Origin of the sequence: Flavobacterium rakeshii, from assembly GCF_009741375.1 — a bacterium.
Lineage (GTDB): Bacteria > Bacteroidota > Bacteroidia > Flavobacteriales > Flavobacteriaceae > Flavobacterium > Flavobacterium rakeshii.
The window spans coordinates 1-23,045 of sequence record NZ_WOWP01000031.1 but is presented as its reverse complement, the minus strand read 5'-3'; the positions used below and the strand labels follow the sequence as shown (position 1 = coordinate 23,045).

Genomic DNA, 23,045 nt, shown 5'->3' with positions numbered 1-23,045 from the left:
GAGCATAGCGAGTTCGGATGGTTTAGCTTTATACAGTAATTTGTAGCCTAAAGAGTTCCAGCCTTGACTTTTTGGTTCTTTTGTGTCAAGACAAAAGAACTATAAAAATATATGTACCTTAGCTTAAACAAGAAAACACATTCCAAATGAACGATAAGAATTACCAAAAGATACTTAAAATGTCGTTTGCCAGTGTGTACCCGCACTACATAACCAAAGCCGAAAAAAAAGGACGTACTACACAAGAGGTTAACCAAATTATACACTGGCTAACGGGCTACGATGAAAAAACACTACAACAGCATCTTGACAATAAAACCAATTTTGAGGATTTTTTCACGCAGGCAACCATTAACCCAAACGCATCAAAAATTACAGGTGTAATTTGCGGTTACCGTGTTGAGGATATTGAAGTACCCCTAATGCAACAAATACGCTATCTGGATAAACTAATAGACGAACTGGCAAGAGGTAAGGCTATGGAAAAGATTTTGAGGGAGTAAAAAAATAATTTTACTTAACAAAAATGTAATGTAACATACTAATTTTCTTCTTCATAATTCCCATTGAGATTGGTTGCTAATAATTTATCATATGCATCTGACATATCTCTTTTCCTATATATTTCTAATAAAGACTTTTTAGGAAAAAGTTTATTTTCGTTTAGTTTTATTGCATTCTTTAATATTTCAATTGCTTTTGGCAAATCATTATTTACATAGAATTCATATTCTCCTTCCATGCATCTATAGATATCTTCAGCTTTAATATCAAGACTATTTCTAACAGCATCCATTAACCCGTGAATTATTTGAATGTCTCTGTTCGAAAACTTTACATTCTGTCTTACTAAACAAACAAAATAAGAATGTAGATGAAAGATATTTGTTCTTTTCTTCTCGTAATTTTCTTTAGCTAATGAAAGAGCTTCTCTATATTGCCCTTTACTTAGATAAATATTTACAATTTCACGTTTAGAAATTGAATGCTCAGAATATACACTTAATGCTTTGTAAAAATACTCTAAAGCCTTTTCTTTATTATTAACAATTCTATAATAAAAACCTAATAGAAAATAATAATCTAAACTGTTTTTTTCATTTTTAAAATAATTAACATGCTCAAAAAAATTCTCATCTTTATTTCTTGCATATGCCAATGTTAATCTATATTTAGTCTCCCAAATTATTTGTTCATCATAATTAGTATTTTGAAGCAATTGTAGACAAATTTTGATTACATAATCATAATTTCCCTTATCATATTCTTTAATTATATTTTTTATTATTAAAGCAGGAATAAAATATTTCTTAGGTATTTTCTTTTCTTCCTCTAACATTTTTTGAATTGTTATTATAAACTCCGTATAGTCATTCTCTAAAACAACATCTAAATCTTGCCTTAATAAATCTTTAAGTATATTGTCAAACCTACTTTGATACTCTTGTGTTAAACTTAATTTTGATCTATTTATATAATCAGAGATGTATGAATTTAATCGTACATACTCATAACTTGAAAAAACAAAATTAAAAACAGATAGATCATAAAGTGTTTGTATTGCTTCAGAAGTTTGTGAAGTCTCCCCAAAAATTTTATTAATTAAATCAATACTAAATATTTCACTCTTTGACAACAATATCAATATTTGATATGATAATTCATTTTGTTTTACTTGATTTAATATAGTACTAGTGAATGTGTCTGAATACTCTACAATATCATTAATATTTTTTTTAGCTTCTAATAAATTAATATCAATCTGATTAACCGCATAAATAATTTGTGAAGGAATTCCTTTTAAATTGTTTATAAAAAATTCTTTATCCTCTCTATTGATGTCACTCAGTCCATGGATATTTAACAATTTTAAAAATAAGTTTTTCGAATCAACTTTTGACAATTCAGGAATTCTAAACACCAATGATTTTTTATATTTTCTTAATCTAACCTCATTTGGTCTATATTTTGAAATTAAGCATATAGATAACTGATTTGAAAATTCCTCATCATTTATCAGCCTTTCAAACCACTCAACCATCTGAGTATTAGGAAGTATAATACCTCCATCATCAATAATAAAAATTTTTTCATTAAAAGAAATAAATTGCTTTACAATTTTTTTAGCTATTTCAATTTTAGAATCGACACTTTCTTCAGAAAAGTCGTATTGACTTACTTCATTAATTTTTCCAATAGTATTCAATTTATATATAAAATTTTCAATACTTTCTTTAGAATCTATTGATATATATACTGGATCATAAATTGAATCAATCAATAAAGTCTTTCTTAATGCATTTTTCAGGAATGTCCTTCTACCTATACCTTCAAAAAAATTATATGCAATTATACATGTAGGAACCCAGTTATCAAGATTATTAATATCATTTTCAAACCGTTCCATTTGTTCATTTCTGCCTACAAAATTTTTTTCAATTTCTTCATTAAACCTATTTTTTTTAAAGTTTATTTCTCTTAATCCCTGCCTGATTTTCTTCAATATAATAACCTCATTATCAATAAACTTTAGATTGTATGGCTTGGCTATCCACTTTGGAATACGAGGATCAGAATACTTTATATCTCTATCAATAATTATGGGTAAAATCCTCTCAATAATATCATTCGACAAGTGTTCTTTAGCTTTTATTATTTCTTTTTTAACCCATGCTGAAGACAATGATTTATCAGAAATAAATAAAACAAATAAATCTGTTTTTTCTAATTCAAAAAATATTTCGTCTAATGTTTTTCTACCTGGTTCAAAAGATATCTCATCAAGAGTACAATTATTAACTCCTAATTGTTTAGCAACTTTTCTTACTAACTCTTTGTCTGAACTACTGTGTGATAAAAAAGCTTTTGACATATATGTAATATATTTTGTAATAAAATCAAAAATAAAAAAAAGATTACATTTTTTTACTATAAAATTTTAAATGATATTAGATATATTTACATCATGAAAAAACTCCTTACACTACTATTGCTGTCCCCTGCCCTGTTACTGGCGCAGGATATTGCGGTATTAAAATATTCGGGTGGTGGCGACTGGTATGGTAACCCAACATCGGTTCCTAACCTTGCCAAGTTTTGTAACCAGAACATCAATACCAAAATAAATACCAAAATAGCAACTGTAGAACCGGGAAGCCCTGATTTGTTTTCCTACCCCTTTATACACATGACGGGGCACGGTAACGTAGTATTTAGCGATAATGATATTACCAACCTTCGTAATTACCTAACCTCGGGCGGTTTTTTACACATTGACGACAACTATGGTATGGATCAGTACATACGCCGGGAGATAAAACGTATTTTTCCCGATAAGGAACTGATTGCCGTACCCATAACACACGAAATATTTAAAGGTCCGTTTAACTTCCCTAACGGAATGCCTAAAATACACGAACACGATAACAAGCAACCCGATGCCTTTGGTATTTTTATAGAGGGCAGACTGGTATTACTGTATACTCATGAAACCGACCTTGGTGACGGATGGGAAGACCCCGAAGTACACAACGACCCTAAAGAAGTAAGGGAAAAGGCGCTTAAAATGGGTGCAAACATTGTTAACTACGCTTTTAATAATTAATGTCGCAGCAGCTTAGCCACAACGAATCTATTTTCAGTAAAAAAACATTTCCCGTAACACTGGTTTGCGATAATATCGTATTTCAGCCCAATATCGGTTCGCTGTTCCGTATAGCAGAGGCTTTCGGCGTAAGCGAAATTATTTTTGTAGGTGAAGATATTGCCCTTACTCCGCGCAAAATAAACCGTACTTCCCGTAGTACACACAATATGGTTAAACATCAGGTTATTGAAAAAACCGAAGATGCCATTAACTTCATCACTCAAACCGACAGCCACATTGTAGCACTGGAAATTACCGATAAAAGCATACCCCTTACCAAAGCAAAGTTTAGCATAGATAAACCTATAGTGCTTATTGCCGGGAGTGAAATATCAGGCATTAGCGAAAGCTTCTTAAACGTAGCACATCAGGCAGTACATATAGAAATGTTTGGCGATAACAGCAGCATGAATGTAGTACAGGCTGTAGGTATAGCACTATATGACATAACCTCAAAAATTGGTTAAAGCCCATCGGCATTAGCCTTTTTTTTCTTACATTCACGCTAACAAATCAATCATCAAACAATGATCACATCAAAAACTATAGCTAACGGAATTGTAAGGGCTGTACTTATACTATCTGCCATATTTGTAGCCTTACTGTTTATATACAAGATAAAACTATTGTTTGTTTATCTTTTTATAGCCCTTATTGTAAGCCTTATAGCATCGCCGGTTATACACTTTTTTGAAAGGAGGCTAAAGTTTAAACACACCCTTGCCGTGATAACCACGCTTGCCTTTTTCCTGCTGTTGCTAATAGGGTTTATAATGCTTTTTGTTCCGCTTATCATTACGCAGAGTCATAACCTTTCACTGCTTGATACGGCACAACTGCAACAGGATCTTAACAGCGTTGTAATGCAGGTTAAAAGCTATTTTTCTGATTATAATATAGATACCAGTAAACTGATGAAAGAGGCCGATATTACCTCGAGTATCAACTTTACATTTATACCTAACTTTATTAACTCGTTGGTAGGTATACTTAGCGGATTTGGTGTTGGGCTGGCATCGGTACTGTTTATTACCTTTTTCTTTTTAAAGGACACCGAACTGTTTACCAAAAGCTTCAGGAAAATACTTCCGGACGAGCATGAAGAAAAAATACTGCACTCCATAAGCAAAGTAAACCATCTGCTAAGCCGTTACTTTATAGGGCTTATACTGCAAATGAGTATACTGTTTGTTATGTACCTTGTAGTACTGCTTATTTTTGGTGTAGAAAATGCCTTTATCATTGCCTTTATCACAGCGTTGTTAAACATTATACCATACATTGGTCCATTAATCGCTACCGTACTGGTTATAGTGCTTACCATGCTAGGACACATAGGTCCCGAGGCTCAGGGCGAAATGCTATCTACAACCATTTATGTACTTATAGGTTACAGCCTTGCTCAGGTAATTGATAACAATGTAAGCACACCAATTATATTTTCTAACAGTGTAAACTCGCATCCGTTGGAAATATTTATAGTAATTTTGGGCAGTGGTTTTGTTTTCGGGATACTGGGTATGATTATAGCCGTACCAATGTACACCATCATTAAAGTGGTTGCCAAAGAGTTTTTCCCGCAAAACCCGATAGTAAAAATACTAACGAAAGATTTATAGTTTGCCTCTTACCATTTTAAGTCCGCAGGTTCAGGAATTTATTTTAGAGAATACCAATACCGATGTGACCAAACTCGCATTGCAGAAAAATCCGTTCCCCGATGTGGAGTGGACCGAGGTATTAAACCAAATCGCTGCGAGGCAAAAAGCGAAGGACAAACTCCCTACCTGGTATGAGAGCAGTAATATCATTTACCCCTCAAAAGTATCAGTAGAGCAAACCTCATCAGAAATCACGTCACAGTACAAAGCTTCCCTGGTATCAGGCGAAAGCCTTATTGATCTTACCGGAGGTTTTGGTGTGGACGACTATTATTTTGCTAAAACCGTTAGCAAAGTAGCCCATTGTGAAATGAACGAACAACTCTCGCAAATTGTTGCTCATAATATTAGCAATATGGGAGTTAGCAATATACAATGTTACACGGGTGACAGCCTTAAAACCCTAACCGAACTAAAACAACAGTGGGACTGGATTTACATAGATCCATCCCGCCGAAGTGATGTTAAGGGAAAGGTTTTTATGCTGAAGGACTGCCTGCCTAATGTACCGGAACTTTTAGACACTTACTTTAACTATAGTAGCAATATACTCATTAAAACAGCTCCGTTACTGGATATAGCTGCCGGATTAGGCGAACTGCATTCGGTTAAGGAAATATACATTACAGCCCTTAATAACGAAGTTAAAGAGCTGCTTTGGCATCTTGAAAAAGGATTTACAGGAATACCTGTCATACATGCAGTAAACCTTAGTAAGGATGGTGAGCCGGAAGTATTCACTACCACGGTAGAAGACGAACCTGATGCCTCTTATTCCCTACCGCTCAGTTACCTGTATGAGCCTAATAGCGCCATAATGAAATCGGGCGCTTTTAACGATGTGGCAAAACAGTTTAACTTATACAAACTACACAGGCATACACAGCTTTATACAAGTGATACATTGATTGATTTTCCGGGGCGTAAATTCATTATTAATGAAATTGTATCTTATGGTAAGACCGAGATGAAAAAACACGCTACAGGGCAAAAAATGAACATTACCGTGCGTAACTTCCCTATATCGGTAGAAGAAATCCGTAAAAAATGGAAAATAAAGGACGGCGGAGTTACTTACGCCTTTTTTACTACCGATAAGGATAACAACAAACTTATGCTTATTTGCAGTAAAGCCTAATTACTGTACAGGCACGAGCCTTAGTACACTTGCATCGGTATCTTCAACACCTACATAAATATAACCGTCCGGTCCCTGCCTTACATCTCTAAGTCGGCCTATGTTTTTAAGTAATTTTTCCTCGTGGGTAACCTTATTTCCGTCAAGGTAGCAAAGGTTAAGGTATTTAAAACGTAATGAGCCTACAAGCAAAGCTCCCTTCCATGGTTTATACACATCGGAAGTTACAAATGCCATTCCGCTTGGCGCGATAGAAGGTATCCAGTAATGCAACGGATCCTGTATGCCCGGCGCTTCTGTTTTATCGGTTATTACCTCTCCGTTATAATTGATACCGTAGCTTACCAGTGGCCAACCGTAATTGGTACCGGGAGTGATTATATTAATCTCATCGCCACCACGCGGACCATGTTCGGTTTCCCATAGTTCGCCCGTAAAGGGATTGATAGCCAAACTCTGCGGATTACGGTTACCATAGCAATACAAGCTGGTAGGCTTACCGTTTTTATCCTTAAACGGATTATCTGCAGGTATACTTCCGTCTTCTTTTATGCGATGTATTTTACCCAACTGGTTATCGCCAAGTGTTTGCGGGTTTCCGTTTTCATTACCTCTTTCCCCTACCGATATGAACAGATAGCCCTTATCATCAAACACCAGCCTACTACCGTAATGATGGCGTGTAGACGCGTACGGATTGGCTTCAAAAATTATCTTCTGCTGTTTTAAATTATTACCGTCAAGTATAGCGGTCATAACCGCTGTGGTAGCCAGTTTTCGTCCGTTTACATTTTTCCCTTTGGAATACGAAAAATAAATACGGTGGTTATTTGCATAATCAGGATGCAAAATCACATCCAGTAGTCCGCCCTGCCCTTCGGCAACCACTTCCGGCACACCGTTAACTTTGGTATTCTTTCTGTTCTTAACCCTGTAAAGCTGTCCGCCCCTATTGGTTACCAGTAGCTCATTATCAGGTAAAAAAGCAATACCCCAGGGAACAGCAATCCCGGTTGCTACAGTGTCTACCCTTACAGTAATTTTTTCGCTTTTAAATATGTTGGACTTGGGAGAATCGTCAAAATAATACTGTTCCACATTTTTTATTCCGGTAAGGATGTATTGAGCCAGTTCTTTAATTTCTTCATCGCTAAAGGTTGCCGCAAAAGCCGGCATACCGTCGTTACTGTATCCGTTTTTTATACCGAAAATCAAATCCTTTAGTTCGCTGCCGTGTTTCCATTGCCTGTCTACAAACATATCCATTTTCTCGCCGTGGCAGCCGCTACAGTAGTTTTGGTAGTTTTGTGCAGCCCTGTCCTGATTGCCTGTTACTGTGACCTCCTTAGTCACTGTATAAGCCTCCTTTTTGTCCTTACAGAAAAACAATACAGTACTGGCAGCCAGCATTACCGGAAATACAAATGTTTTAATAGTCATGATGCAGATTTTTAAGCTGTCAAAGTACAAAAACATAGTGGCTCATGCAATGCAAAACCAAAAGGCTATTATTAAATTAAACCTAAAATTTAAAAGCATAGCTATGGCATTTTAATTATATTTGGCTCTTATCTCATTAATTTAAAGCACACCGCATACATGAAAAAATACTTACTGATGCTATTGCTGGCTTCAGGCCTTACAGCGCAGGCTCAGCAGGACGACTGCAATTTTACTGTTGTAACTACCGATACCGGAGAAACAAAATCGACTCCCGAATATTTAATGCACGAAAAGGTATTTAACGGAACATCGAGCTTTGTATTCTTTTCCATGACACTACATGACGACATACCGGTACTAAACTTCCAGTTGCTGGCAAAAAGTGATGATTTCCCTAAAGCATATTGCTTTACCAAAAAATCACGCATACACCTGCAGCTTACCAACGGAAAAGTTATAACCCTGTATTGTATAGATGAAGATGCATGCTCACAATTGTTGTATGACGAAGCCGAAAAGAAAAATTTAAGAATGCTTAACGGACATTTTTTGTTTACCAAAGGATCAATTGAAGATTTAGAGGCATCTCCCATACTTTTTATGAGGGTACTTTACTCGGCTGAAACCGTAGATTACCCTTTAAGAAGCAACCTTGAATCAGAAACTATGGGCAAAAATTACAAGCCGGATAGCTATTTTATTCAATACCTCAAATGTATTAAGTAAAAAACTACAATTTTTTAATGTTGCTATAATGCTGAGTGTTAAATACTTTAAATTAAAGTTTCAAAAAAATTAAAAAAACCTTTAAAAATAGTTGCAGAAACCAGAATCATCATCTACATTTGCAACCGCAAAAAAGGCTTAACGCCTTGAGCAAAGAGGAGAGGTGCCGGAGTGGTAACGGAGCAGATTGCTAATCTGTCGGCGGGTAACCGTCGCCAGGGTTCGAATCCCTGTCTCTCCGCTTCTTTTCGGGGTGTAGCGTAGCCCGGTCATCGCGCCTGGTTTGGGACCAGGAGGTCGCAGGTTCGAATCCTGCCACCCCGACAAAAAGACTAACACAGACTTCGGTCGCGTAGCTCAGCTGGATAGAGCACCTGCCTTCTAAGCAGGCGGTCACAGGTTCGAATCCTGTCGCGATCACAAAAAGCCTTTGAGAAATCAAAGGCTTTTTTGGTTTATATAAGTATGTAAAAATTTAGCTCGTTATTTCCAGCGAATGTATTTCCTCCTCCTTAATATTAAGATGATATTGTAATACAAGAGGACTCCCGGGAAAAGAACCTGAAATTTCTGCACTTAAAATACTTGTATCAGTATCTGTTTCGGTATAAGCAACAGGACTCATGGTAACCTGATATCTTTTATTCGCATCCTCTATCCAGGCTTTAATTTCCTTTTTGCCTTTATATGTTTTTCCTTCATCAAAAACCTCAGCATTTTCAGAAAAAAAATCTGTATACGCTACAGCATCAAAATCATTTTGAGCTTTTACTAAACCTAATACTACTTTTGGTAAATCTGTTGTATTCATGATATAAAAATTTTAAACGGTAGGTATCGTACCTCCGTCAATTATAAACTCAGTTCCTGTTAAATAATTCGCTTTGTGTGAAACTAAAAAACCTATTAGTTCTGCCACTTCTTCTGGCTTAGCCGGTCTTCCGTAAGGTATCCCTCCAAGGCTGTCCATTACTGTTTGTACTGCCTCGTTAAAAGTAACACCTGTCCTTTCGGCAATTTCATTCATCATGGATGTAGCACCATCTGTTTGAATCCAGCCGGGAGAAACCGTTAATACACGAACACCCTTTGGCGAAACCTCATTAGACAGGTTTTTACTATAATTAATCAATCCCGCTTTTGCTGCTGCATAAGGTAAGGTAGAATCGTATAAGGGTAATTTCCCCTGGATAGAGGCAATATGGATAATAACACCTTTCTTTCGGGTTATCATTTGAGGCAGGAAAGCCCTATCTAAACGGACAGGTGCAAGCAAGTTGGTTTGAATGGTTGTTTCCCAATCATTATCATTAAGCGAAACAAATCCACCACCCTTAGTATCAGACCCTCCCAGATTATTAATCAAAATATCAAGCTTGCCATATTTAGCCATAACCTCATCAACAACTTTTTGAGTTCCATCTGCCTTACTTAAATCAGCCGCAATGAAAAACAAATCTTTATTTTCCTGAGCAGGACTGTTCCTGGCAGTAATAATTACCGTTGCACCTGCAGCATACAACCTTTCTGCTATTGCTTTCCCGGTTCCTTTAGTACCTCCTGTTACTAAAGCTACCTTACCTGTAAGTTCTTTGTTAAAATTAAATTCCTGTGTCATCGTTTATTACTTTTATACAAAGTTCAGGAGTATGTAGTATTTGTACAAGTACGGAAAATCGAATTGCATAGGGATAAATTATTCCCCTATTGTACATTTTGGAACATTAGGGTAACTTTGTAATATGCATGAGAGAAAAATACCTTTAAACCTAAATTGCGGACTCGATTTAATTGGAGAAGTCCTTTATGGTAAATGGAAAATCCGTTTACTGTGGTTTATTAATGAAGGTAATAAACGTCCGAGTGAGTTGCAACGTAAAATCCCAGATGCTTCACGCAGGGTTTTAAGTATGCAGTTAAAGGAATTGGAAAAACATGAATTGATTACCCGAAAAGTATATGCCGTAGTTCCGCCAAAAGTTGAATATTCCCTAACTGATTTTGGCAAAACATTACTCCCGGTTATTACACTTATGGGTGAATGGGGCGATAAAAATGAAGAACGGTTACGAAATGTGATTACTAAGTAATCTAGAACCTTACTACAACACTACCGCCAAACTGCTCTCCGTTATAAAACGGCATTGCCATAGCGGTTACCTTACTTTCTGTATTACCTCCTTTAAACACCTTGTTCTTTAAAAAAGGATACACCCAATAAGCTATTTTAGTACTTAATATACCAATACCCGCTCCGGCAGCCACATCGGTAAGCCAGTGCCTGTTGTTGTATATGCGCATAAGTCCGGTTCCGGTAGCCACCACATAGCCCGATATACCATACCAAATCGATTTTTGCTTATACTCCTGAAACAGGAACTCAGCCCCTGCAAAAACAGTAGCCGTATGCCCTGACGGAAACGAATTGTATGATGTAATATCAGGTCGCTGTACATTAGTAAGCTTCTTTATACTACGTACGCTTGTAAAAGCTACCAATAACGATGTGGTTAGTATAATAGTGCGGTCGCCAAAGTTATGCTCCCCTTCTACCCCAACTAAATTTAAGGCGTACACCGAAAGCATAGGCACAAAACGGGTAACATCATCTATCCTGTTTTCTTTATGTCCGTTTTTCAAAACCTCATCCCTAATATCAGTATTTAGTTTTTTAATATCGTCGTTATGTAACCCTATTACCCCATAAGCTATAAGCGCACTTGGAATTATAATCTGTTTTACATTAAAGTGATATTTAGCATCCGAAAAATCGTTTACCTTAACCGTATCATTAGCAAACTTATTATTCTGTGCTGTAAGCCACAACGGAAAAAAAACTAACAGTAAAAACAGCTTTTTTATCATAGTATAGGGGTCGTATTAACATCTGTAAGGCGCCAAAATAAGGAAATAAATTCCTATTAAACAAAACTAAAATCTTATGGTTACGGCAGCCCCCAGTTGTTCTCCGTTATAATAAGGCATCGCCATGGCAGAAACTTTTTTTTCACCGTTTTTACCTTTAAAAACTTTATCTTTTAAAAACGGATAAACCCAATAGGCAAACTTAGTACTCAGTATCCCTATACCTGCTCCGGCAGCCACATCGGTAAGCCAGTGCCTGTTATTATACATCCTGAACATACCGGTACCGGTCGCCACAAGATAGCCTGATATACCATACCATATAGATACATCTTTATACTCCTGCCATAAAAACTCGGCTCCTGCAAAAGCGGTAGCAGTATGCCCCGACGGGAACGAATTATACGAACTGCCGTCTGGTCGTAACTGGTGTGTAACCGATTTAAGGGAAAGTACTGTACTACTCATTACAATGTAAGATGTAGCCATAATAATAGTCCTGCCCTTAAAATTATGCTTCCCCTCTACTCCTGCCAGGTTAAGAGCATAAACCGACAGTGCAGGGGCATACTGCATAAAATCGTCAACAGTAATTTTTTGGTCAATATCCTCAACTACTTCATTACGTATACTGTTATTAATTTTTTTAACCTGTCCGTTATTCAGCCCTATCACACCATAGCCAACCAGCGCTGCGGGTATTACCAGTTGGCGGAAATTGTAGCGATAATGTTTTGTTGCTGTCGAATCGGTTATCGTGTCGGTTTGGGTTTCCTGTGCTTTTACTATGTAAGGGCAAAATAGTAAAAGTAAAATCAGTTGTATTATCCTTTTCATTTTACAGTACGGTATTTATCTCTTTAACGGACAGCCCTTTAAAAAAATTGAACACCAAAACTAATCTTAAGCCAATCTTAAATTTGGATATACTCTGCAAAAAAACTGTAGAACCTCTACACACCACAGCTGTCAGTTCCCCACAAAAACAGTCAAAAAGCACCTGTATTCCCTTAAAAACCCTAACGGCACAGTTATTTCATTATACTAAGCGTAACCAAGAAATATAAATAAAAAGACTATGAAAAATCTATTTTTATCGGGCGCTTTAATGCTGGCTTTAGCACTAAACGCCACAACCGTTAACCCAACAACAAACATTAACGAATGTACAGCGGTAGCAAACCATCAGGAAAAAGAGTATAAAGTAATTGAACAGGGCGACATTGCACCCGAAGTGCTTAAAAGTGCAGTAGACAAATACGGAGGATATTCATTAGTAAACGCTTATGTAGCTGCCGATGGTACCGACTATAAGTTTATATTGACTAAAGACGGTAAAGACCTTACTGCATACTTTAAAAACGATGGCGAATTTATTAAAGAGGAAACAGCATAATCCATAATCCTTAAATATTAATAAACAACCAGAGAGGGGGCATTTGCCTCCTCTTGCCTTTTTGTATAAAATGTAGATTTTTAAACAGGTCATTCATTATCTTTGCAACAGAATTATTTGATTACCGAAATGACTACTGATACTGTAATAATCACCGATTTCTCTCCCGAATACAAACAGGCTTTTAAACAACTTAACGAAGAATGGATTTCCAAATACTTTGTAATGGAAGAAGCCGACTATAAAGCGCTTGATAATCCTGAAAGTTATATACTTAATAAGGGTGGATACATTATTATGGCACTCTATAATAATGAACCCGTAGGCACCTGTGCCCTTATTAAAATGGACGATGAGAAATATGATTTTGAACTGGCTAAAATGGCCGTATCGCCCAATATACAGGGAAAAGGCATTGGCAAAAAACTAATGCAGGCTGTAGTTGACAAAGCTAAAAGCAAAGGAGCCAAATGGCTTTACCTGGAAAGTAATACCATATTAACTCCTGCTATTACACTATACGAAAAAACAGGCTTTGTAAAAGTTGAAAGGGCTGCGACACCTTATGAGCGTTGCAATATCCAGATGGAACTGGAATTAAAATAACCCCTTAACCGACTCTACAAAGTAAGGCGAGTCGTTCCATTGTATCTTTTTGTATTTAAACTCCTGCTTCATACTATCGGGAAGGCAACTGTACAGGGCTTCACTTATTTTTTGGAGTAAAAGTTTACGTGAAAAGGTTTCGACTACCACCAGGCTTATTTCCCTTACTGGCTTTGGATCGTTAAACTCCTTGTAAAGCGGATTTTCCTTTTCATCAATAACACTCAATAAAGGCAGTATAGCAAAACCTAAGTCAGCCCTTACAAGGTTCTTTAAAGTTTCTATAGAACTTATATCATAAGTAAATCCGTCGTGCTTATCAGCACTGCCCGTTAGTCCGCAAATATCAAGCAGCTGTGCGTTATAACAGTATTCATGCTCCAGTAATAATAACTGAGGCTTATCCTGTGGTTGCAACTCATAATGAGTAGCCCCTGCCATTGGGTGATCACTGTTAAGATAAGCTACAAACGGTTCATAAAATACAGGATGCTCCTTTAAACCGTTAGCCCCTGTAGGTGTTGCCATAAGGGCAATATCTATATCACCTGTAAGAGCATCGTTTATTAATAACCCTGTAGGGAGTTCCTTTATGGTAAAGTGCATTTTTGGAGCTACCTCCTTCATCTTCTTAATAAACTGCGGAACCAAATAAGGCGACAGTGTTGAGATTACCCCAATGGTACACTCCCCTTCCAACTGATTTTTTTCATGAATCACAAAATCCCTTATATCATCTACCTCACGCAATATTTTTTTGGCCCGGTTTATAATTTCCTTTCCGGGTGTAGTAGGCTTTAAAGGCACTTTGGTTCGGTCAAATATCTTAATTCCTATTTCCTCTTCTAAATTTTTAAGCTGAATGGTTAGTCCGGGTTGGGTTACCATACACTCCTCGGCAGCCTTAACAAAGTTACGGTGCTCGTCAAGTGCGACTATATATTTTAATTGCTGAATCGTCATAATTATAAAATATTTTTATAAAGGTAAAAAATTATTAATTTGATTTATAAATCATACTGCAATAATTTTGACTCATCAAATCGAACGAAATATAAATTTAAAACTAAATACGATGAGAACAATACTTTTATCAGCAATCATGTTACTAGGAGTAACAGTTGCACAGAGTCAAACAGACATTGCCCTTGCAGGGAACTACAGCGTGGAAAAAAACACCCGAGAATTTTTAAAAGCAGTACACAGCGGTAACGGACCACAAATTTATGAGCTGCCTATAGCAGATGCCCGCAACGTACTTATCAATGCACAAACAGGCGATTATAAAAGACCTGATGCCGATGTGGAAGAACGCACCATTACCCAGGACGGAAAAACAGTATCCATTAGAATAGTAAAACCAAAAGGAAGTAAAGAAAAACTACCGGTGCTAATGTATTTTCACGGTGGCGGATGGATATTAGGTAACGCTTTTACTCACGACAGATTAATTAAGGAACTGGCAGTAGGCGCTAATATAGCTGTGGTATTTGTAAACTACACTCCGGCACCCGAAGCACAATTCCCAGTGGCTAATGAAGAAGCGTATGCTGCAACCAAATGGATTAAACAAAACGGAGCTTCCATAGGGCTTGATACTACAAAACTTGCCGTAGGTGGTGACAGTGTGGGTGGTAATATGGCAATAGCCGTAACCCTTATGGCTAAAGAGCGTAAAGGTCCTCAAATTGACTTTCAGTTACTGTTCTACCCTGTCACAAATGCCGAATTTGATACCGCTTCATATCAGCAATTCTCAACCGGGCACTTTTTAACCCTTAATGCTATGGTTTGGTTTTGGGATGCTTATGCTCCAAACAAAGCCGACAGAGATAATATTACCGCATCTCCGTTAAGAGCCGATATTGAACAATTAAAAGGATTACCGGAAGCACTTGTAATAGTAGCCGAAAATGATGTATTGAGAGATGAAGGCGAAGCTTATGCTAAAAAACTGAATGCAGCCGGAGTTAAAGTAACCGCTACAAGATACATAGGTACTATACACGATTTTGTAATGCTAAACCCTATTACCAATACACCGGCACCAAGAGCAGCAATAAAACAAGCTATTGATGCCCTAAAAGAAAAACTGAATTAATTATCACAAACAAATAATAACAACAACTTTTAAAATTTAATATCATGAAATTTACAAGAAAAGCAACAGCAAACTGGAAAGGAACAGGAATGGAAGGTACCGGTAAAATATCTACACAAAGTACAGTATTAAACGACACTCAGCTATCATTCAAAACCCGATTTGCAGACGGTGTGGGTACTAACCCCGAAGAGTTATTGGCAGCAGCACATTCAGGATGTTTTACTATGCAACTGAGCTTCCTGCTTAATGAAGCCGGATTTACAGCCGATAATCTTGATACTGAAGCTAAAGTAACTTTTGAAGACGGAACCATTACCACTATAGTATTGGATCTTACCGGAAGTGTACCGGGTATAACAGCACAACAGTTTAGCGAAATAGCCGATAAGGCAAAACAAATATGTCCTATATCAAAAGCTATTAATGCCGCTATTAGCCTAAATGTAACACTGGTATAAAAAAAGAACAGGGCTAAAAACGAAAATTCCCCCGGTAAGGGGGGGAATTTAGCAATTTTTAATCCTGCATCTATTAATAAAAAACTACTTTCAAAAATTTGGAATTGAGTTTAAAAATAAAATCCCTCCTTTCGGAGGGATTTTCCCACCATAAACTCAAATATTGAGCAGGTACTACCTGTTCGTTAGAATACACATGCAAATATCCCTTCTTTCTTCAATGTGTGAAATACCACAAAATACTGATTTTACCATGTGGAAAACACGTAGTCAACGTAAGAAATTACGTAAAATCAGCATACAAATATAATATTAAAACGTATTTTCTTACAAAAACTGTTTTTTACAACGATTTAGTTATCAAAAAAATTAAAAAACCTCATCGGTAAAGTGTAAAAATAAATAGTCAATGTGTGCAAATACCAGTGTTTTTATACAAAAACCACATATCCTCAAATCATTCCCAATAAAACACGTTATTTGTTGTTTATTTTTAAATAGTTTGTTTTTTTTAGTCTAAAAAATCATTAAATTCGCAACTTCAACAAATATATTAAAGACAATAGCAATGAGTAAAAAAGTAGTAATCGTATCGGCTGTAAGAACTCCTATAGGAAGCTTTATGGGATCTCTTTCTACCGTGTCTGCTGCACACCTTGGTGGTGCTGCCATTAAAGGCGCTTTAGAAAAAATAAACTTAGACCCTAAGCATATTGACGAGGTGTTAATGGGTAATGTGGTACAGGCAGGTGTTGGTCAGGCTCCGGCAAGACAGGCTTCAAAGTTTGCAGGCTTACCTGATAACGTAATCGCTACTACTGTAAATAAAGTATGTGCCTCTGGTATGAAAGCTGTTATGCAGGGTGCACAAAGCATTATGTGTGGTGATGCCGATGTAGTTGTTGCAGGTGGTATGGAGAACATGAGCCTTATACCTCACTATGTACATATGAGAAACGGTCAGAAATTTGGCCCGGCTACTATGGTTGACGGATTACAGAAAGACGGACTTACAGATGCTTATGACAATAATGCAATGGGTGTATGTGCTGATCTTTGTGCTACAGAATATAAAATTACGAGAGAAGAGCAGGATGCCTTTGCTATCGAATCATACAACCGTTCGGCTGCTGCATGGGATGCAGGTAAGTTTGATAACGAAGTTGTACCGGTAGCGGTTCCGCAAAGAAGAGGCGAGCCTGTTATGGTTACTAAAGATGAGGAGTACACTAACGTAAGGTTAGATAAAATCCCGTCTCTAAACGCTGTATTTACTAAAGATGGTACTGTAACTGCTGCAAATGCTTCTACTATTAACGACGGTGCTGCTGCACTTATATTGATGAGCGAAGAGAAAGCAAACGAACTTGGACTTAAGCCACTTGCTTACATCAAATCGTATGCAGATGCAGAACAGGAGCCAAAATGGTTTACTACTTCTCCTGCAAAAGCGTTACCAAAAGCGCTTGATAAAGCAGGTATAACTAAAGACGATGTAGATTTCTTTGAGTTTAACGAAGCCTTCTCGGTAGTTGGCATCGCTAACTCAAAAATATTAGGCCTTGATGCTGCTAAGGTAAACGTAAACGGTGGTGCTGTATCACTGGGTCACCCACTGGGATGCTCTGGTGCACGTATCATAGTAACGCTTATCAATGTATTAGAGCAAAACAATGCTAAAACCGGTGCTGCTGCTATTTGTAACGGTGGTGGTGGTGCATCTGCAATCGTTATTGAACGTTCATAATAATTGGTTATTATACTGTAGGCTGTTATTAACTTTTGTGAAAACAGCCAAACCTTGTAACGCTGCTTCAGAATTAACCTTTATATTTGTGGTTATGCTTGGAGCAGCGTTGCTTTTTTAAACGCTGTTAACAACCAACTCAAAATAAACAACAAATAATTAATTACTATAAATGTTTGGTATTTGTAATCTTGCTATTGTCCCTCTTCGTTTAGAACCGAATGACAGAAGCGAAATGACATCACAGGTTTTATTTGGTGAACATTTTAAAATTTTACAGCAAAAGGCAAAATGGACACACATACAACTTGCTTATGATGGTTATAAAGGATGGATAGACAATAAACAGTACAAAACAATTACCGAGGAAGATTATAAAAATCTATCCTCCTGCCCTGCCGTATTAAATTCTGATTTGGTAGAGTATGTAACTACACCAAACAATTTACTTATTCCCATACCTATGGGAGCTTCGTTATCTTTCATGGATTTCCCTGAAATCAATACTGAAACTTTTTCGTTTGAAGGATTAAAAACATCTGGAATAACTGCAAAAGAAAACCTGCTTAAAACAGCCTTTATGTACCTTAACGCTCCATACCTTTGGGGCGGAAAAACACCTTTTGGAATAGATTGTTCGGGCTTTACACAAATGGTATACAAACTAAACGGATACCACCTAAAACGCGATGCCTCACAACAGGCAACACAGGGTGAAGCTCTAAGTTTTATTGAGGAAAGTGAGCCGGGCGATCTTGCCTTTTTTGATAACGACGAGGGTAATATTATCCACGTTGGTATTATAATGGAAGACAACTATATTATACACGGGCACGGTAAAGTACGTATTGACCGATTGGACCATTTAGGTATATATAACAACGAAACCCGCAGGCATACGCATAAATTAAGGGTAATCAAGAAAATAATATAACATTGGTTATGAACAATATAAAATAAAATCCTGTTTCAATTAACAGGATTTTTCATTTTAGGCACGATGCTTGTTTAGTTTGTGGCAACTAAATAAAACCACATGAAAAAACTATTATTCTTACCTTTTATGCTGCTGTTTCTTGTAAGCTGCAGTAAAGACGATGATTTACAGGTAACACAAACCGAACAACCTTTAACGGAAGCAACCTATCTTGATGTTGCATATGGTGATGACCCAGAGCAGACTATGGATGTATACCTGCCTGCTAACCGAACCGAGGATACCAAGGTATTTGTTTTAATACACGGGGGCTTTTGGTATGCCGGCAGTAAAGAGGACTTTAATCAGGCAGTGCCCATCATTAAACAATACTTCCCTGATTATGCTATTGTAAATATTAATTACAGATTAGCCGATGTAAACAGTCCGGCTTATCCTAAACAGATTGAGGACATTCAGCAAATGTTTCAGCATCTGGAAAATAGTGATTACACCATTTCAAACAATTATGCACTGGTAGGCGTTAGCGCAGGCGCACATCTCTCAATGCTGTATGCTTATAAATATGATACCGAACACAACGTAAAAGCCGTTTGTGACATTGTTGGTCCTGCCGACTTTACAGATGAAGCTTATACTGATCATCCGCAATATGAAAATGCAGCCTTGGCATTAGTAGGTACAGCGTCTCCTACTCAGCAACAGTTACAGGAAGTAAATCCTGTTAATTTTATTACCGGCATGGCTCCGCCAACAATCAGTTTTTATGGAGGTCAGGACGAACTAATACCAAGCTCTCAGGGACCACTGCTTAAAGCAGCACTTGATAATGCCGGAGTGTATAACGAATATACCCTTTATCCAAACGGAGGACACTTTGACTGGGACCTGGCTACCCTTACAGATATGTATAGTAAGCTTATCCCTTTTTGCCAGAACCATTTTTAACCAATTATAATAACCTACCTTAAATGTAAAGCAGGCCTAAAAAGCCTGCTTTTTTCTTACATTTTTTATTTATATTTACTTCATGCACAAACCTGTACAAATAACCATACCTACACCATGCCATGAAAAATGGAGTGAAATGACGCCTACTGATAAAGGAAAGTTTTGTGCCGCCTGCCAAAAAAACGTAATTGACTTTACAAAGGCATCCGACAGGGAAATCGTACAGTTAATTAACGGCAACAAAAACCTTTGCGGACGCTTCTCTCCTTCTCAACTGGACAGGGATTTAATTGTACCGAAAGAAAAAAGTACAGCATGGACTGCTATTGCTGCCGGGGTAATTAGTTTTATTACACTCGGGGCACATAAAGCCACAGCACAGGAAACTGTAAAAACAGAACAGACTGGATATACCAACAGCTACGAAACTATTGGAATACTTACAGGTATTGTTCGTGATAAAAACGATGTCCTTGCAGATGTTACTATTATTAATAAAACGAACAACGAAACCACCGTTTCCCTATTAAACGGAGATTATGAAATACTTGCTGATAAAGGCGATATTATAGAGTTTTATCTTGAAGGATATATAACCCAAACCATAACTGTAAAATCTAGTTCCCGAAAAAACATTAAACTTAAAAAGGATAAAAACTATATTGAACAGAAGCAGGAAACAGGATCTTTCATTATACACGGGACTGTAAACGATGAAATAGGTCCTCTCCCTAGTACGAATGTCGTTATAAAAGGTACACAAACCAGTACAGAGGCGGATATAAACGGAAACTATTCTATTGAAGTAAGGAAAGGTGATGTCTTAAATTTTTCTTTTATAGGATATGAATCAAAAGATATAACAATTGAAAATCAAAAAATTCTAAATATTAATTTAGAATCAGAAGACATTATTCTTGGAGAAGTAATTTACAAAAGATCATTCTTTGGGCGTGTATTTCATTCCATAGGTAATATATTCAGATAATGAGAAAACCAATCCAAATAACAATCCCACAGCCATGCCATGAAAAATGGGATGAAATGACGCCTACCGATAAAGGAAAGTTTTGTGCCGCCTGCCAAAAAAACGTTATCGACTTCACAAAGGCATCCGATAGGGAAATTGCCGAAGCTCTTAAAACTAACGATAAAGTTTGCGGTCGACTCTACCCTGCCCAACTAAGCAGGAGTTTAGTTATCCCAAAAGAAAAAAGCACTATTTGGAGCGCCATTGCTGCGACAATAATTAGCTTTATTACTATTGGCTGTAATAATAATAAAACTCAGCAAAAGCAAACTGTTGTTCAAACCGATAGTATACAGGTTAAAAAAACAGAACCACAAATTGAAAAACAAAGTCCTAAAATTAAAATAACCGTTAAAAACAGCAATGGGATTATAGAAGATGCTACTGTAATAAACACAACAAAAAATATAAGAACATCTGAAAATCAAAATGGAGTTTATGAAATAGAAGCTTCTAAAAATGATGAGATTGAAATAGTATGTATTTTCAACGAAACAAAAAAGTTTACTGTAACTAACAATGAAAATGTTGTTATAGAAATGGTATTTGCACCTACACCCGATATTGGTGAAGTGAAAATATCTACTATTGATGAGTAATAGTAAAACCCCATTAATTTGTTTTATTCTTTATCTTTAGGGCACATTTAAAAATACGCATCTAAATGATTTTAAAGAAACCCTCTAACCTGCTGCTCGCAGCAATTACCTTATGCCTGGCGTTTACCTCTCCTGCCATAGCACAAAAGAGTAAAGTAGCAAAAACAAACGGCTCACAAATTATTGAGCCAAACGGAAACCCCATAACCCTTAAAGGTACAAACCTGGGTAACTGGCTGGTTCCCGAAGGCTATATGTTTAAAACCGGTAAGGTAGCTGCCCCTAGGCAAATAGACCAGTTACTTCATGAAATGATAGGTCCGGATAGTCTAACCACCTTTTGGCACAAATACCTGGACAATTACATTACCCAAAACGATATTAAGTACCTTAAACGAATAGGCTGCAATCACATTCGGCTGCCATTTCACTACAAAATGTTTACCAATGAAACCTATATGGGAACCCAAAACGCAGGGTTTAAATATTTTGACCGTGTAATTGAATGGTGCAGGCAGGAAAACCTGTATGTACTTTTAGACATGCACTGCGCTCCGGGCGGACAGACAGGTGATAACATTGATGACAGTTACGGTTACCCTTGGTTATTTTTCAGTAAATCGTCTCAGGACTTAATGAGCGAGGTGTGGATGAAGATTGCCAAAAAGTATAAAGGAGATCCTATCATTATAGGCTACGACGTGGTTAACGAACCTATTGCCCATTATTTTACAGAACAGATTCCCGACTATAATCACAGGCTATTTATGCTGTATCAACGTATGGTAAAAGATATTCGTTCGGTTGATAAAGAGCATACTATTTTCCTAAACGGATCGGTTTGGGCAGGAGATTTTGGTGTGTTCGAATCTATTTTAGACGATAACATTGTTTATGAGTTCCACAAATACTGGTTTGATGTAGAACAGGGAGCTATTCAAAAATATGTTGATTTTCGTGATGAGCATAACGTACCTATTTACATTGGTGAAACCGGAGAAAATACAGACGAATGGGTAATGGATTTCAGGCTGCTGCTGGACCAAAACAATATTAACTGGTGCTTTTGGCCATACAAAAAAATGGACAACACTAAAGGTATTATGAACTTCACTATGCCCGAAGATTATGCAGCTATTTCACGCTACTCACAAAGCGACCGCAGCTCGTTTGAAAAAATACGCGAAAACATGCCCGACAGGACTTTGGTACAAAAGGCATTAAACCAGTTTCTTGAAAACTGCCTATATGAAAACTGTTTTCAAAACAAAGGTTACATTGAAGGCTTAGGACTTATTGTTGAGTAAATATTAATGATAATATTTAGATTCTTCATTTTGCTATCACTGCATTCAGAATGACAGTAAGGCTCTGGCGATAGAAGCCGTCGCATTATGAAAATTATAAACGATAACGTTTTGTCATTTCGACCGCAATGAAATGGAGTGGAGAAATCTCTTTTAACCTAATTTAGATTCTTCACTTCACTATCGCCACGTTCAGAATGACAGTAAAGTTCGGACATTAGAAGCCGTGGCATTATGAAAATTATAAACGATAACATTTTGTCATTTCGACCGCAATGAAATGGAGTGGAGAAATCTCTTATAATCTAATTTAGATTCTTCACTTCGCTATCGCTACGTTCAGAATGACAGTAAGGCTCTGGCTATAGAAGCTCTAACATTATGAAAATTATAAACGATAACGTTTTGTCATTTCGACCGCAATGAAATGG

General features: G+C 36.9%; 24 protein-coding genes and 3 tRNA genes. 20 read left to right on the top strand and 7 right to left on the bottom strand.

The genetic code is table 11. The annotated features are described in order from the left end of the window. The first annotated feature begins 146 nt into the window (after nucleotides 1-146). Complete coding sequence (locus GN157_RS09225; RefSeq protein WP_157483128.1) at nucleotides 147-503, top strand: DUF2200 domain-containing protein; 357 nt, start codon at nucleotides 147-149, stop codon at nucleotides 501-503. Between the two features lie 38 nt (nucleotides 504-541). On the opposite strand, the gene GN157_RS09220 is transcribed toward GN157_RS09225, so the two are convergent. Further along, on the bottom strand, nucleotides 542-2,872 hold the full coding sequence (locus GN157_RS09220; protein WP_157483127.1) for a toll/interleukin-1 receptor domain-containing protein: 2,331 nt from the start codon (nucleotides 2,870-2,872) through the stop codon (nucleotides 542-544). Nucleotides 2,873-2,965: 93 nt separating this feature from the next. On the opposite strand from GN157_RS09220, the gene GN157_RS09215 reads away from it, so the two are divergent. From GN157_RS09215 to GN157_RS09200, 4 genes are read left to right on the top strand one after another with little or no spacing between them, the layout of a single operon-like run. Next, on the top strand, nucleotides 2,966-3,604 hold the full coding sequence (locus tag GN157_RS09215) for a DUF4159 domain-containing protein (protein ID WP_035133627.1): 639 nt from the start codon (nucleotides 2,966-2,968) through the stop codon (nucleotides 3,602-3,604). Continuing rightward, nucleotides 3,604-4,113 carry a TrmH family RNA methyltransferase gene (locus tag GN157_RS09210; RefSeq protein ID WP_157483126.1) on the top strand — a complete coding sequence of 170 codons (510 nt, stop codon included), beginning with the start codon at nucleotides 3,604-3,606 and terminating at the stop codon, nucleotides 4,111-4,113. Before GN157_RS09215 ends, GN157_RS09210 begins: the two co-directional genes overlap by 1 nt. 60 nt (nucleotides 4,114-4,173) lie before the next feature. Further along, complete coding sequence (locus tag GN157_RS09205; RefSeq protein ID WP_157483125.1) at nucleotides 4,174-5,265, top strand: AI-2E family transporter; 1,092 nt, start codon at nucleotides 4,174-4,176, stop codon at nucleotides 5,263-5,265. Nucleotide 5,266: 1 nt separating this feature from the next. After that, nucleotides 5,267-6,445, top strand: a complete 1,179-nt coding sequence (locus GN157_RS09200; protein ID WP_157483124.1) for a THUMP-like domain-containing protein — start codon at nucleotides 5,267-5,269, stop codon at nucleotides 6,443-6,445. Here GN157_RS09200 and GN157_RS09195 read toward each other — a convergent pair whose 3' ends face one another. Then, nucleotides 6,446-7,885, bottom strand: coding sequence for a PQQ-dependent sugar dehydrogenase (locus GN157_RS09195; RefSeq protein WP_231749105.1), 1,440 nt, complete (start codon nucleotides 7,883-7,885; stop codon nucleotides 6,446-6,448). Between the two features lie 159 nt (nucleotides 7,886-8,044). Here GN157_RS09195 and GN157_RS09190 point away from each other — a divergent pair, with 159 nt between their 5' ends. From GN157_RS09190 to GN157_RS09175, 4 genes are all read left to right on the top strand, one after another. Beyond that, entirely contained in the window at nucleotides 8,045-8,614 is a 570-nt protein-coding gene (locus tag GN157_RS09190; protein WP_035133617.1) for a hypothetical protein, read from the top strand. A gap of 157 nt (nucleotides 8,615-8,771) precedes the next feature. Beyond that, a tRNA-Ser gene (locus GN157_RS09185) sits at nucleotides 8,772-8,855 on the top strand. An 8-nt stretch (nucleotides 8,856-8,863) separates the two neighbouring features. Further along, nucleotides 8,864-8,938 (top strand) — tRNA-Pro (locus tag GN157_RS09180). Nucleotides 8,939-8,960: 22 nt separating this feature from the next. Continuing rightward, nucleotides 8,961-9,034: transfer RNA gene (locus GN157_RS09175), tRNA-Arg, on the top strand. Nucleotides 9,035-9,089: 55 nt separating this feature from the next. Here the strand turns inward: GN157_RS09175 and GN157_RS09170 are convergent. After that, a complete protein-coding gene (locus tag GN157_RS09170) occupies nucleotides 9,090-9,425 on the bottom strand; it encodes a nuclear transport factor 2 family protein (protein WP_157483123.1) in 336 nt (111 codons plus the stop codon). A 12-nt stretch (nucleotides 9,426-9,437) separates the two neighbouring features. Beyond that, nucleotides 9,438-10,232 carry an SDR family oxidoreductase gene (locus GN157_RS09165; protein ID WP_157483122.1) on the bottom strand — a complete coding sequence of 265 codons (795 nt, stop codon included), beginning with the start codon at nucleotides 10,230-10,232 and terminating at the stop codon, nucleotides 9,438-9,440. A gap of 124 nt (nucleotides 10,233-10,356) precedes the next feature. Here GN157_RS09165 and GN157_RS09160 point away from each other — a divergent pair, with 124 nt between their 5' ends. Continuing rightward, on the top strand, nucleotides 10,357-10,704 hold the full coding sequence (locus GN157_RS09160) for a winged helix-turn-helix transcriptional regulator (RefSeq protein WP_157483121.1): 348 nt from the start codon (nucleotides 10,357-10,359) through the stop codon (nucleotides 10,702-10,704). Between the two features lies 1 nt (nucleotide 10,705). On the opposite strand, the gene GN157_RS09155 is transcribed toward GN157_RS09160, so the two are convergent. Continuing rightward, the gene (locus GN157_RS09155; protein WP_157483120.1) at nucleotides 10,706-11,479 is read right to left on the bottom strand and encodes a phosphatase PAP2 family protein; all 774 of its coding nucleotides are present in this window, start codon (nucleotides 11,477-11,479) and stop codon (nucleotides 10,706-10,708) included. A gap of 66 nt (nucleotides 11,480-11,545) precedes the next feature. Beyond that, nucleotides 11,546-12,316 (bottom strand): phosphatase PAP2 family protein, encoded by a 771-nt coding sequence (locus tag GN157_RS09150; RefSeq protein WP_157483119.1) that lies wholly within the window; start codon nucleotides 12,314-12,316, stop codon nucleotides 11,546-11,548. A gap of 241 nt (nucleotides 12,317-12,557) precedes the next feature. On the opposite strand from GN157_RS09150, the gene GN157_RS09145 reads away from it, so the two are divergent. Both GN157_RS09145 and GN157_RS09140 read left to right on the top strand, forming a co-directional pair. After that, nucleotides 12,558-12,875, top strand: a complete 318-nt coding sequence (locus tag GN157_RS09145) for a hypothetical protein (RefSeq protein ID WP_157483118.1) — start codon at nucleotides 12,558-12,560, stop codon at nucleotides 12,873-12,875. A 129-nt stretch (nucleotides 12,876-13,004) separates the two neighbouring features. Then, a complete protein-coding gene (locus GN157_RS09140) occupies nucleotides 13,005-13,481 on the top strand; it encodes a GNAT family N-acetyltransferase (RefSeq protein ID WP_157483117.1) in 477 nt (158 codons plus the stop codon). On the opposite strand, the gene GN157_RS09135 is transcribed toward GN157_RS09140, so the two are convergent. Continuing rightward, nucleotides 13,473-14,444 carry a hydrogen peroxide-inducible genes activator gene (locus tag GN157_RS09135; RefSeq protein WP_157483116.1) on the bottom strand — a complete coding sequence of 324 codons (972 nt, stop codon included), beginning with the start codon at nucleotides 14,442-14,444 and terminating at the stop codon, nucleotides 13,473-13,475. The genes GN157_RS09140 and GN157_RS09135 overlap by 9 nt on opposite strands. A gap of 112 nt (nucleotides 14,445-14,556) precedes the next feature. On the opposite strand from GN157_RS09135, the gene GN157_RS09130 reads away from it, so the two are divergent. The 8 genes from GN157_RS09130 (at nucleotide 14,557) to GN157_RS09095 (ending at nucleotide 22,614) form a co-directional block, all read left to right on the top strand. Continuing rightward, nucleotides 14,557-15,582, top strand: coding sequence for an alpha/beta hydrolase (locus GN157_RS09130; protein WP_157483115.1), 1,026 nt, complete (start codon nucleotides 14,557-14,559; stop codon nucleotides 15,580-15,582). 44 nt (nucleotides 15,583-15,626) lie between these two features. Then, the gene (locus GN157_RS09125; RefSeq protein WP_157483114.1) at nucleotides 15,627-16,043 is read left to right on the top strand and encodes an OsmC family protein; all 417 of its coding nucleotides are present in this window, start codon (nucleotides 15,627-15,629) and stop codon (nucleotides 16,041-16,043) included. Between the two features lie 568 nt (nucleotides 16,044-16,611). Next, nucleotides 16,612-17,790, top strand: a complete 1,179-nt coding sequence (locus GN157_RS09120; RefSeq protein WP_157483113.1) for an acetyl-CoA C-acyltransferase — start codon at nucleotides 16,612-16,614, stop codon at nucleotides 17,788-17,790. 172 nt (nucleotides 17,791-17,962) lie between these two features. Continuing rightward, a complete protein-coding gene (locus tag GN157_RS09115) occupies nucleotides 17,963-18,724 on the top strand; it encodes a C40 family peptidase (protein WP_157483112.1) in 762 nt (253 codons plus the stop codon). Nucleotides 18,725-18,826: 102 nt separating this feature from the next. After that, nucleotides 18,827-19,675: an alpha/beta hydrolase gene (locus GN157_RS09110; RefSeq protein WP_157483111.1), complete on the top strand. Its 849-nt coding sequence runs from the start codon at nucleotides 18,827-18,829 to the stop codon at nucleotides 19,673-19,675. A gap of 82 nt (nucleotides 19,676-19,757) precedes the next feature. Further along, the gene (locus GN157_RS09105) at nucleotides 19,758-20,666 is read left to right on the top strand and encodes a carboxypeptidase-like regulatory domain-containing protein (RefSeq protein WP_157483110.1); all 909 of its coding nucleotides are present in this window, start codon (nucleotides 19,758-19,760) and stop codon (nucleotides 20,664-20,666) included. Further along, entirely contained in the window at nucleotides 20,666-21,307 is a 642-nt protein-coding gene (locus tag GN157_RS09100; RefSeq protein WP_157483109.1) for a hypothetical protein, read from the top strand. The genes GN157_RS09105 and GN157_RS09100 overlap by 1 nt, the downstream gene beginning before the upstream one ends. 65 nt (nucleotides 21,308-21,372) lie before the next feature. Then, the gene (locus GN157_RS09095; RefSeq protein ID WP_157483108.1) at nucleotides 21,373-22,614 is read left to right on the top strand and encodes a glycoside hydrolase family 5 protein; all 1,242 of its coding nucleotides are present in this window, start codon (nucleotides 21,373-21,375) and stop codon (nucleotides 22,612-22,614) included. Nucleotides 22,615-23,045 lie beyond the last annotated feature (431 nt).